The organism is Halolamina pelagica (genome assembly GCF_001307315.1).
In the GTDB taxonomy this organism is placed as follows: Archaea; Halobacteriota; Halobacteria; order Halobacteriales; family Haloferacaceae; genus Halolamina; species Halolamina pelagica_B.
Genome location: NZ_LGUC01000001.1, coordinates 2472419 through 2487527, shown reverse-complemented (window position 1 = coordinate 2487527; position 15109 = coordinate 2472419). Strand labels below are relative to the sequence as shown.

Here is a 15109-nt window from a genome sequence, read left to right as displayed (position 1 = left end):
CCGAACTGGACGGCGCGGGGTGTTGAACTCGTCGGGTTTTCGGCCGATGTCGGTTCGACCGGGGTTGATGTAACCCGGCGCCCATCCCCGGTATGGACGACACCACGGCCCGCGAGTTCACGCTCGACTACGACCCCGGCGAGATCCGGTTCGGCCGCGGCACGGTCGGTGATCTGGGCGACCTGCTGGCGGCCCGCGGGCTCGCCTCCGCGCTGGTGCTGACCGGCGCGAACGTCGGCGCCAACCCCGACGTGATGGCGCCCGTCGAGGACGGCCTCGGCGACGTTCTCGCTGGCGTGTTCGACGAGACGACGCCCGCGAAGACGCTCGGCGCGGCGCTGTCGGCGGCCGAGCGCGTGCAGGCCGAGGGGATCGAGGCGATCGTCGCCGTCGGCAGCGGCTCCAGCCTCGACACGGCGAAAGTCGCCAGCGCGCTCGGGAGCTACGCCGACCCCGCGGCGGCCGCCGAGCACGCGCTCTCTACCGGATCGGTGCCGGTCGCCGACGACGGCCGGCCGACGCCCGTGATCGCCGTACCGACGACGCTCGCCGGCGCGGACCTCTCGGTGATCGGCGGCGTGGGGCTCACGCTCGATGCCGACGCCGATCCGAGCGAGATCCCCAGCGGCGGCGTGAGCAGTCGCCGGCTGATGCCGACGGCGCTGTGCTACGACCCCGACCTGTTCGAGACCACCCCGAGATCGGTGCTGACCGCGTCGGCGATGAACGGGTTCGACAAGGCCGTCGAGTGTCTGTACTCGCCCCACGCGACGCCGATCACCGACGGCACCGCGAGCCGCGGGCTCTCGCTGATGCAGTCCGGGTTCGCGGCGCTGCCCGACGCCGACCCCGCCCCGAGCAGTTCGCCGACGCCGTCGCGGGCGTGGTCTGTGCGCAGTACGGCATCTCCCCCCGGCGCCTACCGCGCCTCGATCATCCACGCGTTCGGCCACGGCTTCTCGAACGACTACGACGCCCACCAGGGGACGGTCCACGGCGTGCTCGCGCCCCACGTGCTGCGGTACGTCTTCTCGGAAGTTGACGGGCGGCGGGCGCTGCTCGCCGACGCGCTGGGGGTCGATACGGCGGGGAAGTCCGCGGCCGAGCTCGCGGAGGCGGTCGTCGACGCCGTCGCCGGCGTCCGGGACGATCTCGGCCTCCCAACGACGCTCCGTGAACTCGCCGGGCTCTCGCAGGGCGACCTGCCCGCGATCGCCGAGACGATCCACGAGGACAGCTTGCTCGCCGACGCACCCGTCGAGCCGTCGGTCGAGGAGATCCGGGGCGTGCTGGAACGCGCCTGGTAGGCTCGCGGGGGGCGACGCCCGGCCCGACAGGGGGGAACGACTGACTTTTGCCCGCGCTGGCGGAACGTCGGCCATGACCGAGTTCGACACCGTCGGCGACGACGCCATCCGCCGGGGCGACGCGACCGCGGCGTACTTCCACCGGACGGAGGACGTGCTCGAGCACGCGGGCCGGAACCCGACCGTCGTCGCGGAGCTCGCCACCGATCAGTTCCCGACCGGCGATTTCGACCTGTTCGCGGGTGTGAAGGACGTGGCCGCGCTGCTCGAGGGCCTGCCGATCGACGTCGACGCGCTCCCGGAGGGGACGCTGTTCGACGGCGGCCCCGTCCTGCGGATCGAGGGCCCCTACCGCGCCTTCGCTCGCCACGAGTCGCCGATCCTGGGGTTCACCGCCCACGCCTCCGGCGTCGCCACCGCGGCGCTGGAGAGCCGGGTCGCCGCCCCCGACAGCCGGCTGCTCTCCTTCGGCACCCGCCACGTCCACCCCGCGATCGGCGCGATGGTCGAGCGTGCGGCGCTGGTCGGCGGCGCCGACGGCGTCTCCCACGTCGCCGCGGGCGAGGTGCTCGACCGCGAGGTCGGCGGTACGATGCCCCACGCCCTGTTGATATGCTTCGGCCGCGGGAACCAGGAAGCCGCCTGGCGCGCGTTCGACGAGGCGGTCGACGCCGACGTGCCCCGGGTCGCGCTCTGTGACACCTACGGCGACGAGGTCGACGAGGTGCTCCGCGCGGTCGAGACGCTGGGCGACGATCTCGACGCCGTCCGCCTAGATACGACGGGCTCGCGCCGCGGCGATCTGCGCCACATCGTCCGGGAGGTGCGCTGGGAGCTCACCGCCCGGGACGCCCCCGAGCCCGAGATCCTGCTCTCGGGCGGGCTCGGACCCGCCGACCTCAGGGCGCTCCGCGACGTGGCCGACAGCTTCGGCGTCGGCGGCTACATCGCCAACGCCGACCCGCTGGACTTCGCGCTGGACATCGTCGAGATCGACGGCGAGCCGGCGGCGAAACGCGGCAAGCTTTCGGGGACGAAGTCGGTGTACCGCACTCCCGACGGCGGCCACCACGTCGGCCTGTGCGATCGGGCGGGACCCGAAGACGGCGAGTCGCTGTTGGCGCCGCTGATCAGGGACGGCGAGGTGGTCCGGGCGTTCGACATCGACGCCGCGGCCGAGCGGGCGCTGGCCGACGCCGAGCGGGTCGGGTTCAGAAACTGAGCGGTCGGCGCGGCGCGGGGCCCGCCGTCACTCGCTTTTCGAGCCGAGTAGCGACACCGGATCGTACGCGCGACCCAGCAGTGCGGCGGTCAGCCGGCCGTGGAGGCTCGCGAGCCAGTTCAGCACCGCCAGCCCGCCCAACAGCAGGAGTACCCCGGCGGCTGCGGCGCCGAGCGCCTCGGCGAGGGTCGTCACCTCCCACGCCTCGATCGTCACGACAGTCTCGACACCGACGAGCAGGCGGTTCCAGCCGAAATGCAGCGCGGGGTGGAGTTCGATCGGGCGATTCGTGACGAGGCCGACGTACAGCCCCGGCTCGTCGTAGTGCAGCGGCACCGACAGCAGCGCGACGCCGGTCACGAGCGCGTTCATCACGACGACGAACGCGAGCGTGCCGACGGCGAACTTCAGCGGGAGGTAGAGCAGCGGCGCGTACGTCCCGGGCTCGGTCGCGAGCGCGCGGAGTCGCTCCCGCCAGCCGTCGCCGGTGGGCTGGGGCCCGGCGGGGACGTCGACGTCGAGCATCCACGCGGTGAGCCGGCGCTCCAGCGCGGCCGCGATCAACGAGAGCGCGACCACGGCAGCCAGCAGCGGGATCCCGACGAGGATGATCGAGAGCCCCAGCCCGAGGGAGATGCTGACGGTCACGAACACGAAGTACACCAGCCCCAGCGGGAACGCGAGCACGAGGTACGCGAGGTTCAGGTACGTCTGTGAGCGGACCGGCGCGGCGAGAAACGACCGGAGGCGGCTCCTCCCTGCCGGGTCGGCCGCGTGTGTGGAGGACATTTCGGGCGATGCTGACGCCCGTGCCGGAATAAGGGTTCGGGTCGAGTCGCCGAGCCGACAGCTCTGCCCCGGGCTTTTCGGCCGTCACGTACACCGCCGAGCCGTGCAAACCCCGTGGCTATTTCGATGGCGACTCCGACAGCCCACCCGATGAGCGACGGCGGCGACGACGTTGTCGACCTCATCGGCGACGACTACGTCCGAACCATCCTCGCGGAGACCCGCGACGGGCCGAAATCCGTCGAGGCGCTCAGCGACGCCTGTGGCGCCGACCCGTCGACCATCTACCGACGGGTCGAGCGCCTGCAGGACGCCGGGCTGCTGACCCACGAGCAGCGCCTCGACCCCGGTGGCCACCACTACAAAGAGTACGACACCGCCCTGGAGGCGGTCCACGTCCACGTCCGCGCCGAGGGGTACGAGATCGATATCGACTTCACCGAGGGGGAGGAGCCGGCCGACCGCTTCACGCGACTGTACGAGGGGTTCAAGTGATGCTCCCGCGACCGACCCACGCGGTCGCGCTGCCGCTCTCGCTCCAGACCGCGACCGGCGGCTCGACGGCGGTGGTTCTCGCCGCACTGCTCGCGCTCCTGGTCGCGACGGTGCTCTCGCTGGCCGTCGCCGCCCGCCTCTACAGGGGGTATCACCGCGGCGGCGGGCGGCCGATGCTCGGCCTCCTCGTCGGCCTCGTGCTGTTGACGACGGTGCCGTTCGTGCTCCGGCTGATCCTGACCAACGTCGGCGACGTGTCGGCGACGACCCGCGCGCTCGCGGCGACGACGAGCCAGCTCGCCGGCCTTCTCGTCGTGCTCACGGTGGTGTTCGACCGTGGTTGAGGCAGCCGCCCTCCTGACGTTTACCTCCGGCGCGACCGCGGCGGCTGGCAGCCTCGTCGCGTGGCTGGCCTACCAGGGCTACCGCCGCAACGACAGTCCGGCGATGCGGTACCTCGCCGTCGGCGTCGCCTGCATCGCCGTCGCCCCGTTCCCCATCACCTACGGGCTCGGGCCGCTGCTGGCGCTCTCGGACGCGGCGACGCTGCTCGGGGTGCTGCTCGCGAACATCGCGGGCCTGCTCGCGGTGCTCTACTCGCTCGAGGGGACCTGACCGCTCCTTGAAGCTTTCGCCGGGTTGGCGGCTCGCCGAACCGGGATCGGGGTATACCGTTCGAGAGCGACACGGTCGGACCGTGGTGATCACGAGATGACGACCGACACCCCGGCCTCCTGCCGGCGTTCGACGCACCGCTCGATACACAGACGTACCGACGGCTCGGCTACCTGCTGGTGACGGTCCCGCTCGGGTTCTGCTACTTCCTCGTGCTGACTGTGGCCGTCTCGACGACGCTCGGCTTGGCGGTCACCCTCGCCGGCCCGATCGCGTTCGGTGTCACGCTCCTGCTGGTGCTGGCACTCTCGAAGGCCGACCTGTGGCTCACGAACGCCACCCTCGGTATCGACGCGGGGTCGCCGCAGTTCCCCGACACCGACGAGGGGATCGTCGACGCGCTCGCCGGACTGGTCCTCGGCCGCGACACCTGGGTGGGTGGGCTCTACCTCCTCTGGCGGTCGCTACTGGGCCTGATCGCGTTCGTCTTGCTCGTCGGCGGCGCCGGCCTCTCGTTCGATCTCCTGCTCGCGCCGCTGGGCTACGGCGACGCGCTGGTCGTGAACTACGGCTACGGCGTGGTCGCGATCGACACGCTCCCGCGGGCGCTCGGGCGGCGGCCGGCGGCATCGGCGTGGCGCTCGTCACGCTGTTCGTGGCGGATCTGCTCGGCCGCCTCTCGGCAGTCGTCGCCGACGCCGCGTTCGCGGACCAGCGCTGACGCCGATTGAACTCCTACATATAGCTTTCGTCGGCTGGGTGACTCGACAGCCGGCGAACACGGTTGAAGTGGGATGCCCCCACTGTCAGACTGTGAACCGAAGCTCCACCAGACGAGGGCTGCTCGCCGGTATCGGCGCGACCGCGCTCGCCGGCCTCGCCGGCTGTACCGGCGCCACCCCGTTCGTCGGCAAACGCATCGAAGAGAACCGAACTATCGCGATCGAGGACGCGACGGCGCTGTCCGTCGACGCCCGGGTCGGCGACTTGATCGTCCGCGGCGAGGAGCGCGAGGACGTGGCTGTCGAGATGCTCAAGCAGTCCAGCTCCGTCGGCGGCGATCTCTCGAAGCTCGACCTCGCCGTCGATCGCGCGGGCGACCGGCTCAGCCTGGCGACTCGCTACACGGGCGACAGCTCCCTGCTCGGCGGGACGCCGACGATGGACCTCACGATCCGCGTCCCGCGCTCGTTCCGCGTGGCGTCGCTGTCGGCGAGCGTCGGCGACGTGACTGTCGAGGACGTGACCGGCGACCTCAGCGTCGACTCCTCGGTCGGCGACACGACGATCCGGAACGTCGACGGGGCGGTCAGTGCCCGGACCAGCACGGGCGACGTGGCGATCGAGGGCGCGTCGGCGGTCGGCGACGTGCGCGCGGACGTGGGCGATCTCGATCTCGCGGTGGCGGCCATCGACGGCGCCACGACGTTCGAAACCTCGACGGGCGACATCGAGGTCGCGCTCGCCCCCGCGCTCGACGCCGAACTCGTCGCGGAGGCGAGCGTCGGCGACGTGACCGTCGAGGGGCTCACACTGAACAACAGCACACGGACGGACAGTGCCGCCTCGGGCACCCTCGGCGACGGCGGGCCGACGCTCCGCGTCGAGACGAGCACCGGCGACATCAGCCTCACGGCGCGCTGACCCGGCGACGCCCTGGGCAGCGCACGACGACGCCGAGTACGCCGACGAGAGTCGTCGTCCTGCCGACGCCCCGTGCTCCCCAACACCGTCTCCCCCAGCACCCCCGCTGACCGCCTCCCTTCCAGCATCCCCCGCTGACCGCCTCCCTTCCAGCATCCCCCGCTGACCGCCTCCCTTCCAGCATCCCCCGCTGACCGCCTCCCTTCCAGCATCCCCCGCTGACCGCCTCCCTTCCAGCATCCCCCGCTGACGCCGCGCCCGCCACCCCACCGAACCGCTTAACCCCGCCACTCGCCTACTCTCAATCGGCAGAGAGAGCCCGGTTCCCGCGCCCCGGCCCGCGAGCAAGGGGCGTGAGGAAAGTCCCCCACCGTCCGGACGGGCGACCGGGCGCAAGCCCGGAGCCGGAGACGGCTGGCTCTGGAACAGAAACGAGACCCCCGTCCCGACCGATGATCTGCGCGAACCGACCCGCAAGGGGAGGGAGCTAACCCAGAGAGGGCGGCGTGCCGGTCCCCCGGGAACGGCACGTTGTAGGGCGAGCGGCGAGAGCTGCGCGCCGACGGACGGGAACGGATGGAACGGCGAATCCTCGCCGGTGCAAGCCCGTGCCCGAAGGTAGTCCGGACAGCCGGCGACGGCAGGGCGCGGGTGCTTAGCCGAATGCCGGGTCGAAACAGAAGGGGCTTACTCCTCTCAGCCGCTCAGCCTCGACAGCGGCGGCGCCGGCCGCCCGAACGGTTTTGCCCGGCGACCCCGTCGTTCCGACGATGGCACTCGATCGTGCGGTCCCGCTCGCCGCCGGCGACGACGGCATCGAGCACGAACGATGACCGACGAGCCTGCGGCCGAAGGCGCCCTCGATCCCGAGGCGCTCGTGTCGGCACTCGCCCGGTTCGACGGCACCGAGCCCGAACGGCGCACCGTCGCCCGACAGGCCGTCGATCTGGCGGACTCCGGCCGGTACCGCCGCGACAGTGGTCGCCACCTCTCGGTCGACCTGATCGTCGCCGAACTCGCTGACGCGCCGGACGGCTCGCCCGCGGATCGCTGGAACTGGTGGATCGGCGTGCTCTCGCTGGCTTACGGCGGCTACGAGGCGTTCTCGGTGGGACGCTACCCCGGATCGGAGGCGTAGCCCGCGGCGACGTGGCGGTGATCGCCGTCGAGCCGTGAGTGGGCGTCTCTCCGGCCCCTCCAGGAGAATACGGTCGGTGAGCGCCGCCGGAACGGATATGTTCTCTCCGCCCGACAGTTCTCCCATGCGTATGGATCCGCGGCCCCATCGACGACGATTTCTCGCGGCGCTGGGCGGCGGTGTGACGCTCGGTCTCGCGGGCTGTCTCGGCACGCCCGGAGCGAACTTCGCCAGCTACAGCACGGTCGGCGACAGCGTCGACGGCCTCGACTACGAGGCCGTTCTCGACCGCGCGCGCTCGGCGGGCTACGGCGTCGAGGCACCGTTCTACGTCAACGGACACGAGCGCATCGGGCGCCCGCTGGGGGTGGCCGCGCTCACGGAGCAGTTCGGCGCCGACGCCCGCATCCTCCACGTGCAGTTTCAGTACTCCGAGACCAAATCCCTCGAAGCGCGGTTCACCGGCGCCGAGGCGCCGCAACTGAGCGCCGTCGACGACGAACTCGGTTTCGAGCAGCCGTTCCGACCCGTGAACCTCCCGCCGGACGACTGGCTCCGCGAGCAGATCTCGCTCCTGTTTCCGGCCGCCGACCCGGACGCGCTGGTCGTCGACCTCGAGACGGAAGCCTCGCGGACCGACGACTCGTTGGTCAGTATCGGCGTCGACGCCGAGCCGGACGTGGCCGCCACCCACACCGCCTTCGCCGACCGGGCGACCGAGACGACCGTTCCGGAGACCCAGGGCGACGGCTGGATCAACCTCGGCTTCAGCGAGAACGGCACGGCGTTCGGCTCGTTCGCGGTCGTCGTCCCGAGCGCGGAGATCACGACCCGGGACTCCGGGCATCGCTACGAGATCAAACTCGACAGCGCGGGCGGCTTCCGTCTGCAGGTTCGACTGTCCGCGGGCGAGGAGCTGCCCGAGTCGGAGTACCGTGGCGTGTTCCGGGAGATGTTCGAGAACGTGGGGCTGCCCGCGGAGCGCGTCGACGAGTACGAGTTCGAGTACAGCCCCAGCATCTGGTAGCGCTCAGTCGGCGATCGAGGCGGCCCGGGAGGACTCCTCGACGCCCAGCGGGTCGTCGGTCGCCGACGCGGTCACCAGCCGGAGGAACTCGCCGGCGTTGGTCAGGAGCTTGTTCTCGGCCTTGCGGAGGTGCTCCTCGAACGTCGATCGCGCGACAGCGGTCTGCTCGGCCAACTCCCGCAGCGAGGTGCCCCGGGGCTGTTCGTAGTACCCCTGCTCGAGGGCGAACCGCAGCGCGGCCAGCTGGCGGTCGGTGAGCGCCTCGAACAGCCGATCGACGGGCGCGAGCATGCTGTGGGGCAGTTGCTGCTCGGCGATGGCGGTCTTCGAGAGCACGTCGATCTCGCGGTCGGCCTCGAGGTCGCGGAACAGCGCCCGCACGTCGCCCTCGTCGAACGCGATCACGGTGTAATGCTCCCACCCCCGCCGGTAGATCGTCGGCGGCTGGTAGAGGCAGTTGTGCGCCTCGAAGCGGTCGACGATCGACTCCTCGAGCGAGCAGAGACACGCCTGCGTGACGACGTGGAGCCCGTCGTCGTCGACTGACTGGTGCAGCACCGTCCCCATGGCGTCGATCTCGGCGAGCAGTTCGTCGGTCGGCGCCGACGCGGAGGTGATCTCCAACACCTGACAGTCGCTCAGGTACCACTCCCGGATCGTGAGGTCGGGGTGTCGCTCCGAGATCTCCCGGTACGGGCACTCGTGTTTCACCCGAAAGGAGGCTTCGTAGAGGCTCATACCCCGGGTAGGCGGTCGCCGCCCGTAACGGTGCCGGTCATGACCGGCACCACCCATATCCCGGACAACGGCGTACCGGCTCCCATGCCGAGCGACCGACAGCGATTCCGAACTGGGGGAGGCAGCGATACCTAATGGCGGGGCAGCATCGACAGGGGATCCGCGAACATCTCGGACAGTTCTCGCTGCACGTCCTGCTGGTGTTCGCGACCGGGCTGACGATCGGCTCCGAGCGAACCGTCGTCCCCGTGCTGGGCGAGGAGGTGCTCGGCGTCGAGTCGTTCCTCGTCATCGGCTCGTTCGTCGTCTCCTTCGGCTTCGTCAAGGCGCTGCTCAACCTCTACGCCGGCAAGTGGGGCGAGGAGTACGGCCGGAAGCCGGTGCTCGTCCTCGGCTGGCTCACCGCGCTGCCGATCCCGATCATCCTCATCTACGCGCCGAGTTGGAGCTGGATCACGGTCGGGAACGTCCTGCTCGGGTCAACCAGGCGTTGACCTGGAGCATGGCGATCAACGCCAAGATCGACCTCGCGAGGCCCGACCAGCGCGGGCTCGCGGTCGGTATCGACGAGGCGTTCGGCTACACGGGCGTCGCCGTCGGCGCGTGGATCACGGGCGTCATCGCGGGCCAGACGAACCTCCGGCCCGAGCCGTTCTACTTCCTCGGCGCCGTCGTCCTGCTGGCGTTCCTCATCTCGGTGTTCCTCATCAAGGAGACCGTCCAGCTCGCCCAGCTCGAGGGCGACGACGACCACCACGACGCGAACCTGCCGTTCGTCGACGTGCTCAAGCGGGCGACCTATGGCGACCGGACGCTGTTCGCGGCCGCACAGGCCGGCCACGTCGAGAACTTCGTCGACACGCTGTTCTGGATCGCGGTGCCGCTGTACCTCACGAGTCAGGGGCTCGCGATCGAGCTCGTCGGCGTCGTCGTCGGGGTCCACAGCGCGATGTACTTCCTCCAGATCGGGACCGGCGGCCTCGCCGACCGGATCGGCCGGCGACCCCCGGTGGTCGCGGGGATGTTCCTCGCCGGCGCGGGCGTGCTCGGGATGGTGCTCGTCGACGGCTACCTCCCGTGGGCGGTGCTGGCGGCGGTCTCCGGCCTCGGGATGGCGCTTTTGTACCCGAACCTGATGACGGTGCCCAGCGACGCCGCCCACCCGACCTGGCGCTCGGCGGGGATGGGCGTCTACCGGATGTGGCGCGACTCCGGCTACGGCGTCGGCGCCATCCTGATCGGGGTCACGATGCAGTTCGCGTCGCCCGAGGCGGCGTTCTACCTCACCGCCGGGCTGATGTTCCTCTCCGGGGCCGTCGTGGTCGTCTGGATGGAGGAGACCCACCCCGAGTTCGGCACCCACGAGCCGCCGGCACCCGCGCCGGCGGACGACTGAACCGGCGCGGACCGACGGCGTCAAACCCGCCGCCCGGCTACCCTGGCGCACATGGAGCTTCGGTTCCTCGGCGGCGCGGGCGAGGTCGGCCGCAGCGCCGTCCTCGTCGACGACTCGCTGCTGCTCGACTTCGGGCTGCTGACCGCCGAGCCGCCGCAGTACCCCGTGGCGACGCCGGCGCCCGACGCCGTCGTCGTCTCCCACGGCCACCTCGACCACGTGGGGGCGATCCCGTCGCTGCTCTCGGGGTCGAACCGGCCGCCGATCCACTGGACGCCGCCGACCCGCGAGCTCGCGCTGACGCTCGCGCGCGACACGCTCAAACTCCACGGCCACTCGCCGCACTGCCCGTTCACCGAGACCGACGTGAAGCGGGTCACTGAGGTGTCCGAGACCCACGGCTACCGCGAGACGTTCACGGCCGCCGGCTACGAGGTGACGTTCTACAACGCCGGCCACATCCCCGGCAGCGCGCACGTGCTCGTCGACGATGGGGACACCCGCCTCCTCTACACCGGCGACTTCCACGTCGACGAGCAGTCCGCCGCCGACCCGCCCGCGGGGTTCGACGCCGGCGACCCGCCGGCCGGCCAGCGCCTCGTCGCGGGGTCGACCGCGCGCCCGGACGCCGACGTGGTGCTCTGCGAGAGCACGTACTCGGACGTGGATCACGAGCCGCGGGCGAGCGTCGAACACCGGTTCGCACGGAGCGCCAAGACGACGCTGTGGGAGGGCGGCACCGTCGTCGTCCCCGCGTTCGCCATCGGCCGCACGCAGGAGCTGCTGCTCGTCTGTGCGGCCCACGACATCCCCTGCTACGTCGACGGGATGGGGAAGGAGGTGACCGAGATGCTGCGGCGCCACCCCGAGTTCGTCCGCGACGCCGACGCGCTGCGGCGCGCAAAATCACACGCCCGGTTCGTGACGGGTCGCGACGGCCAGCGAAAACGGATCGCCGACCAGCCCGCGGCGATCGTCACCACGAGCGGGATGCTCTCGGGCGGCCCGGCGATGACGTACATCCCGGAGATCCGGGCGAACCCCGTGAACAAGGTGACGCTGACCGGGTACCAGGTCGAGGGGACCCCGGCCGCGACCTGCTGGAAACCGGCCGCGCCGAGATCGACGGCCGCGTGATGCCCGTCAGCGCGCAGGTCGAGGGGTACGACTTCTCCGCGCACGCCGACCACGACGGCCTGCGGCAGTTTCTCGATGCGTACGACGACGCCGAGATCCTCGTCAACCACGGCGACCGCTGTGGCGAGTTCGCGGCGGAACTCCGCACGAACGGCTACGACGCGTCGGCGCCCGAACTGGGCGCGACCTACTCAGTCTGACCGGCAAACTCCCGTTCCAGCCAGTCGAACTGCTGGTCCAACTCCCGGCGGCGCTGGCGCTTGATCACGGTCGCGTCGAGCAGTTTGCCGACCAGCGCCACGTCGACGGCGAACTCGGTCTCGGCGGTCACCTCGGTGCCGTCGTCGGTCGGTTCGAGCGTGTACCGCGTCACCATCTCCTCGAAGATCCCGTCGCGCTGGCGGTACGCCAGCGCCGCGTCCGGGTGGTCGATCAGTTCGAGTTCGAGTTCGACCGTGGCGATGCCGACGCCGTTGGTGATCGTGATCCGGTCGCCGTCGGTGGTCACTTCGTCGAACCCCGCGGCGCGCATGAACGCCCCCACGTCGTTCATCCGCGCCCGTACCGCCTCGGGCGGCGCCGCCACCTCACGCGAGACACTGACCGAGTTCATACCCTCGGCTACGACCGCCCGACTGATAGCTCCCCGTGCGAACATCTCCGCGTGAGTCAGCCCCCGCCGGCGATCCGGGTCGCCAGCCGCTCGGCCGACCGGAGCCGCCCGGGGATCCCGGCCCGGGCCGCGTAGTTCGCACACAGATCGACGCCGGCCGGGAGATCCACGGCGTCGAGCGCGTCCCACGTCCCGTCGTAGGCGGGCATCCACCGTCGGAGCCGGGCAGCGTCGACGGCCGTCGCCGCGACGCCGGTGAGCGCCGCGAACTCCCGTTCCGCCACGTCGTGGATCGCCGACGCCGACTCCTCGACCAGCTCGGGGCCCGCCCCCCGCCGAGGTAGGCCGTGTGGTGGCATAGCGGAGCGATCGTCGGGTGGGCAGTCAGTTCACGTGGACGCGCACGACGTGCCCGCCACAGCCGCACTGTTCGACGTACTCCCAGTCCACGTCGTCGCCGAACTCGCGGTCGAGCGCGTCGTAGAGGAACGTCTCGGGGTGGCCGTGCTCGCCGTGGGTCACGAGGTTGACGTGGTTTCCGGCGGTGGTGTGTGCGACCGCCTCGATCCCCTGCTCGACGAGCAGCTCGCGGTCAGCGGCGTGCTCGGGCCCTTCGAGGTTCGCCGACCAGGAGTTGTCGTGAACGTGGTCGGTGACGGGGTCCGGGGTCTCGTGATCGTGTTGGGACATGGCTCTACCCGAGGTTCGGGCCAAACGACCTAGTCCGGCCGCCCGAACGTGTTCGCCTTCGGAGGGCTGTGCCGACTCAGCCCGGAACTGCGTGCCACGGCGCGGGGAGCACGCCGATGAGGGTCAGCACCACCGGCGCGAACCAGTAGGCGCCGACGAACCGGACGGTGAGCGCATCCCGCGTCCACAGGACCAGTGCGAGCAGGGCGAACGGGGCGACGAGCACACCCCAGACCGCGAGCGCTTGCTGGCTACTGGTGACCACAGGCGGGCGTACGGATCCATCGACGTAAAACGCCTGCATGACGACGACCAACTGAGGGATACCTCCCGTAACCAAGTAACTGGGGGTAACTGCTAAGTCGTCGTCGGGTGAGAACCACCCATGACTAGTCAGCCAGACGATCCGGAGAAACTGCCGGTGTGGTGTGCGGGCGAGGAGTGGTGTCCGGTGACGACGACGGCGATGCTCGTGGGGAAGAAGTGGCATCCGGTGGTGATCGATCGACTGCTCGCGCAGGGCGCCTGTGGCTTCAGCGAACTCGAGGCACGCGTCGACGGCATCTCCAGTAAGGTGCTCTCGGACGTGCTCGACGATCTGGAGAGCAAGCAGCTGATCGACCGCGAGATCGTGAACGAGAAGCCAGTCAGAACCGAGTACTCGCTGACCGACCACGGCGCCTCGCTCGAGTCGGTCATCGACGCCATGCACGAGTGGGGCGAGGAACACCTCGTCGAAGTCGACGACCCGAGCACGTCGCTCGCCTGACTCAGGCGAGCTCCCCGTTCAGCACCTTCGCGGCCGTGAGAATCGGGTCCCAGACCGGGCTGAACGGCGGCGCGTACGCCAGATCCAGCCGTTCGAGTTCGCCGACGGTCATGTCGCCCTCGAGCGCCGTCGCGAGCGTGTCGATCCGGATTGCGGCGCGGTCCTCGCCGGCGATGCTGCCGCCGAGCAGGCGGCCCGTCCGGCGGTCGGCGGTCAGCGTGACCGTCGTCTCGGCGCCGCCGGGGTAGTAGCCCGACCGAGAGCCGGCGGTGATCGTCTCGGAGACCGGGTCGAAACCGGCCTCGCGGGCGCGCTCGTGATCGAGAATACCGGTCCGGCCACACTCCATCTCGAACGCCTTCACGACCGCCGTGCCCGCGATGTCGCCGACGGGCGTCGGCGTGCCGGCGACGGTCTGGCCGATCGCTCGGCCCGCACGGTTGGCCGTCAGCCCCAGCGGCACCCAGTCGGGTTCGCCGGTGACGGCGTGGCGCATCTCCGCGCAGTCGCCGGCCGCGTAGACGCGCTCGCGGTCGGTTCGGCCGTAGTCGTCGATCGCGATCGCGCTTTCGACGCCCAGCTCGATCCCGGCCCCGTCGACCAGCGCGGTGTTCGGCTCGATGCCGATCCCGACGACAGCGGTGTCCACGGGAACGCGCTCGTCGTCGACGACGACGCCCGCGACGGTGTCGTCGGCGCCGGCGACCAGCTCGTCGACCTCGGTGTCGAGGTGGAGCGTGACGCCGTGCTCGCACAGCGTCTCGGCGACACGCTCGGCGGGCGCTGCACCGAACGGCGGGAGGAGGCGCTCGGGTCGCTGGAACAGGTGGACGTCGAGGTCGTGAGCGCTGAACGCCTCGGCCATCTCGACGCCGACGTAGCCGCCGCCGACGATCGCCGCCGACTCGGGCGGGTCGCGGGCGGCGTACGCCTCGACGAGCTCCCAGTCGACGAACTCGCCGGCGCCGTCGAACGCGTCGGGGTCGAACGCCGCCGGCGGCGTCAGGAACGCACGCAGCGCCGCCGCGGCGTCCATGCTGTGGATCGTGAACACGCCCGCGAGGTCGGCGCCGGCGATGGGGTCGGACACCGCGTGGGCGCCCGTCGCGACCAGCAGATCGCCGTAGGGCTGCTGGAACCGCTCGCCCTCGCGCTCGACGGTGACGGTGTTCGTGTCGGGGTCGACGGCGACGACCTCGTGGTTCCGGCGCAGGTCGATCCCGCGGTCCTCGATCTCCGCGGGCGTGAGCGAGAGCATGTCGCTCAGCGACTCGACCTCGCCTTTCACGTAGTAGGGCATCCCGCAGTGGGCGTAGGAGACCCACTCCCCCTTCTCGAAGACGATCACCTCGCGGTCCGGATCCTCGCGTTTGCATTTGCTCGCCGCACTCAGCCCCGCGGCGTCCCCGCCGACGACGACGAACGGATCACTCATCGTTCGACGGGCGACCGCGAACCACGTAATGGTGCGTGTTTCAACAGTATCGACCCGAACGCTACTGGTGTTTGATTAGCCGCGAGCCCCACAT

At 70.8% G+C, this 15109-nt stretch carries 17 protein-coding genes, 1 other RNA gene and 2 pseudogenes; 13 read left to right on the top strand and 7 right to left on the bottom strand.

The genetic code is table 11. The features are described from left to right. Positions 1-92: 92 nt before the first annotated feature. The gene (locus SY89_RS12960; RefSeq protein WP_054584535.1) at positions 93-1307 is read left to right on the top strand and encodes an iron-containing alcohol dehydrogenase family protein; all 1215 of its coding nucleotides are present in this window, start codon (positions 93-95) and stop codon (positions 1305-1307) included. A gap of 73 nt (positions 1308-1380) precedes the next feature. Beyond that, positions 1381-2529 (top strand): nicotinate phosphoribosyltransferase, encoded by a 1149-nt coding sequence (locus SY89_RS12955; protein ID WP_054584534.1) that lies wholly within the window; start codon positions 1381-1383, stop codon positions 2527-2529. A gap of 27 nt (positions 2530-2556) precedes the next feature. Here SY89_RS12955 and SY89_RS12950 read toward each other — a convergent pair whose 3' ends face one another. Then, positions 2557-3318 (bottom strand): sensor domain-containing protein, encoded by a 762-nt coding sequence (locus SY89_RS12950; protein WP_054584533.1) that lies wholly within the window; start codon positions 3316-3318, stop codon positions 2557-2559. A gap of 150 nt (positions 3319-3468) precedes the next feature. Between SY89_RS12950 and SY89_RS12945 the strand changes: the two genes are divergently transcribed. From SY89_RS12945 to SY89_RS12915, 8 genes are all read left to right on the top strand, one after another. Beyond that, positions 3469-3813, top strand: coding sequence for a winged helix-turn-helix domain-containing protein (locus SY89_RS12945; protein WP_054584532.1), 345 nt, complete (start codon positions 3469-3471; stop codon positions 3811-3813). Beyond that, entirely contained in the window at positions 3813-4157 is a 345-nt protein-coding gene (locus tag SY89_RS12940; protein ID WP_054584531.1) for a hypothetical protein, read from the top strand. The genes SY89_RS12945 and SY89_RS12940 overlap by 1 nt, the downstream gene beginning before the upstream one ends. Further along, positions 4150-4428, top strand: a complete 279-nt coding sequence (locus SY89_RS12935; protein WP_054584530.1) for a DUF7521 family protein — start codon at positions 4150-4152, stop codon at positions 4426-4428. The genes SY89_RS12940 and SY89_RS12935 overlap by 8 nt, the downstream gene beginning before the upstream one ends. Positions 4429-4607: 179 nt before the next feature. Next, positions 4608-5159 carry a sensor domain-containing protein gene (locus SY89_RS12930; protein ID WP_054584529.1) on the top strand — a complete coding sequence of 184 codons (552 nt, stop codon included), beginning with the start codon at positions 4608-4610 and terminating at the stop codon, positions 5157-5159. A gap of 82 nt (positions 5160-5241) precedes the next feature. Continuing rightward, the gene (locus tag SY89_RS12925; protein WP_054584528.1) at positions 5242-6072 is read left to right on the top strand and encodes a DUF4097 family beta strand repeat-containing protein; all 831 of its coding nucleotides are present in this window, start codon (positions 5242-5244) and stop codon (positions 6070-6072) included. A gap of 307 nt (positions 6073-6379) precedes the next feature. After that, positions 6380-6774: RNase P RNA component (rnpB, locus tag SY89_RS13610), an RNA gene on the top strand. 127 nt (positions 6775-6901) lie between these two features. Then, the gene (locus SY89_RS12920) at positions 6902-7210 is read left to right on the top strand and encodes a hypothetical protein (protein WP_054584527.1); all 309 of its coding nucleotides are present in this window, start codon (positions 6902-6904) and stop codon (positions 7208-7210) included. Between the two features lie 124 nt (positions 7211-7334). Then, entirely contained in the window at positions 7335-8237 is a 903-nt protein-coding gene (locus tag SY89_RS12915; protein WP_144427223.1) for a hypothetical protein, read from the top strand. A 3-nt stretch (positions 8238-8240) separates the two neighbouring features. Here the strand turns inward: SY89_RS12915 and SY89_RS12910 are convergent, their stop codons facing one another. Next, positions 8241-8975 carry a helix-turn-helix domain-containing protein gene (locus SY89_RS12910; protein ID WP_054584525.1) on the bottom strand — a complete coding sequence of 245 codons (735 nt, stop codon included), beginning with the start codon at positions 8973-8975 and terminating at the stop codon, positions 8241-8243. 134 nt (positions 8976-9109) lie between these two features. Here SY89_RS12910 and SY89_RS12905 point away from each other — a divergent pair. Then, positions 9110-10371: pseudogene (locus SY89_RS12905) on the top strand (MFS transporter). Between the two features lie 51 nt (positions 10372-10422). Further along, positions 10423-11708: pseudogene (locus SY89_RS12900) on the top strand (MBL fold metallo-hydrolase). On the opposite strand, the gene SY89_RS12895 reads toward SY89_RS12900, so the two are convergent. The 4 genes from SY89_RS12895 to SY89_RS12880 all read right to left on the bottom strand — a co-directional run bounded on the left by SY89_RS12895 (position 11696) and on the right by SY89_RS12880 (position 13076). Then, a complete protein-coding gene (locus SY89_RS12895) occupies positions 11696-12121 on the bottom strand; it encodes an SRPBCC family protein (RefSeq protein WP_054584524.1) in 426 nt (141 codons plus the stop codon). The pseudogene SY89_RS12900 and the gene SY89_RS12895 sit on opposite strands and share 13 nt — an antisense overlap. Before the next feature lie 56 nt (positions 12122-12177). Then, positions 12178-12480, bottom strand: a complete 303-nt coding sequence (locus SY89_RS12890) for a hypothetical protein (protein WP_054584523.1) — start codon at positions 12478-12480, stop codon at positions 12178-12180. 25 nt (positions 12481-12505) lie between these two features. Then, positions 12506-12811: a CGCGG family putative rSAM-modified RiPP protein gene (locus tag SY89_RS12885; protein ID WP_054584522.1), complete on the bottom strand. Its 306-nt coding sequence runs from the start codon at positions 12809-12811 to the stop codon at positions 12506-12508. 76 nt (positions 12812-12887) lie between these two features. Next, a complete protein-coding gene (locus tag SY89_RS12880) occupies positions 12888-13076 on the bottom strand; it encodes a hypothetical protein (RefSeq protein WP_054584521.1) in 189 nt (62 codons plus the stop codon). Positions 13077-13196: 120 nt separating this feature from the next. Here SY89_RS12880 and SY89_RS12875 point away from each other — a divergent pair, with 120 nt between their 5' ends. After that, positions 13197-13580: a winged helix-turn-helix transcriptional regulator gene (locus tag SY89_RS12875; protein WP_054584520.1), complete on the top strand. Its 384-nt coding sequence runs from the start codon at positions 13197-13199 to the stop codon at positions 13578-13580. Position 13581: 1 nt separating this feature from the next. On the opposite strand, the gene SY89_RS12870 is transcribed toward SY89_RS12875, so the two are convergent. Then, positions 13582-15015: an FAD-dependent oxidoreductase gene (locus SY89_RS12870; RefSeq protein WP_054584519.1), complete on the bottom strand. Its 1434-nt coding sequence runs from the start codon at positions 15013-15015 to the stop codon at positions 13582-13584. Between the last annotated feature and the right edge of the window lie 94 nt (positions 15016-15109).

Coding starts and splice junctions, on each gene's coding strand:
- SY89_RS12960 (WP_054584535.1), top strand. CDS start 93: ATGGACGACACCACGGCCCGCGAGTTCACGCTCGACTACGACCCCGGC.
- SY89_RS12955 (WP_054584534.1), top strand. CDS start 1,381: ATGACCGAGTTCGACACCGTCGGCGACGACGCCATCCGCCGGGGCGAC.
- SY89_RS12950 (WP_054584533.1), bottom strand. CDS start 3,318: ATGTCCTCCACACACGCGGCCGACCCGGCAGGGAGGAGCCGCCTCCGG.
- SY89_RS12945 (WP_054584532.1), top strand. CDS start 3,469: ATGAGCGACGGCGGCGACGACGTTGTCGACCTCATCGGCGACGACTAC.
- SY89_RS12940 (WP_054584531.1), top strand. CDS start 3,813: ATGCTCCCGCGACCGACCCACGCGGTCGCGCTGCCGCTCTCGCTCCAG.
- SY89_RS12920 (WP_054584527.1), top strand. CDS start 6,902: ATGACCGACGAGCCTGCGGCCGAAGGCGCCCTCGATCCCGAGGCGCTC.
- SY89_RS12915 (WP_144427223.1), top strand. CDS start 7,335: ATGCGTATGGATCCGCGGCCCCATCGACGACGATTTCTCGCGGCGCTG.
- SY89_RS12910 (WP_054584525.1), bottom strand. CDS start 8,975: ATGAGCCTCTACGAAGCCTCCTTTCGGGTGAAACACGAGTGCCCGTAC.
- SY89_RS12895 (WP_054584524.1), bottom strand. CDS start 12,121: ATGAACTCGGTCAGTGTCTCGCGTGAGGTGGCGGCGCCGCCCGAGGCG.
- SY89_RS12890 (WP_054584523.1), bottom strand. CDS start 12,480: ATGCCACCACACGGCCTACCTCGGCGGGGGGCGGGCCCCGAGCTGGTC.
- SY89_RS12885 (WP_054584522.1), bottom strand. CDS start 12,811: ATGTCCCAACACGATCACGAGACCCCGGACCCCGTCACCGACCACGTT.
- SY89_RS12875 (WP_054584520.1), top strand. CDS start 13,197: ATGACTAGTCAGCCAGACGATCCGGAGAAACTGCCGGTGTGGTGTGCG.
- SY89_RS12870 (WP_054584519.1), bottom strand. CDS start 15,015: ATGAGTGATCCGTTCGTCGTCGTCGGCGGGGACGCCGCGGGGCTGAGT.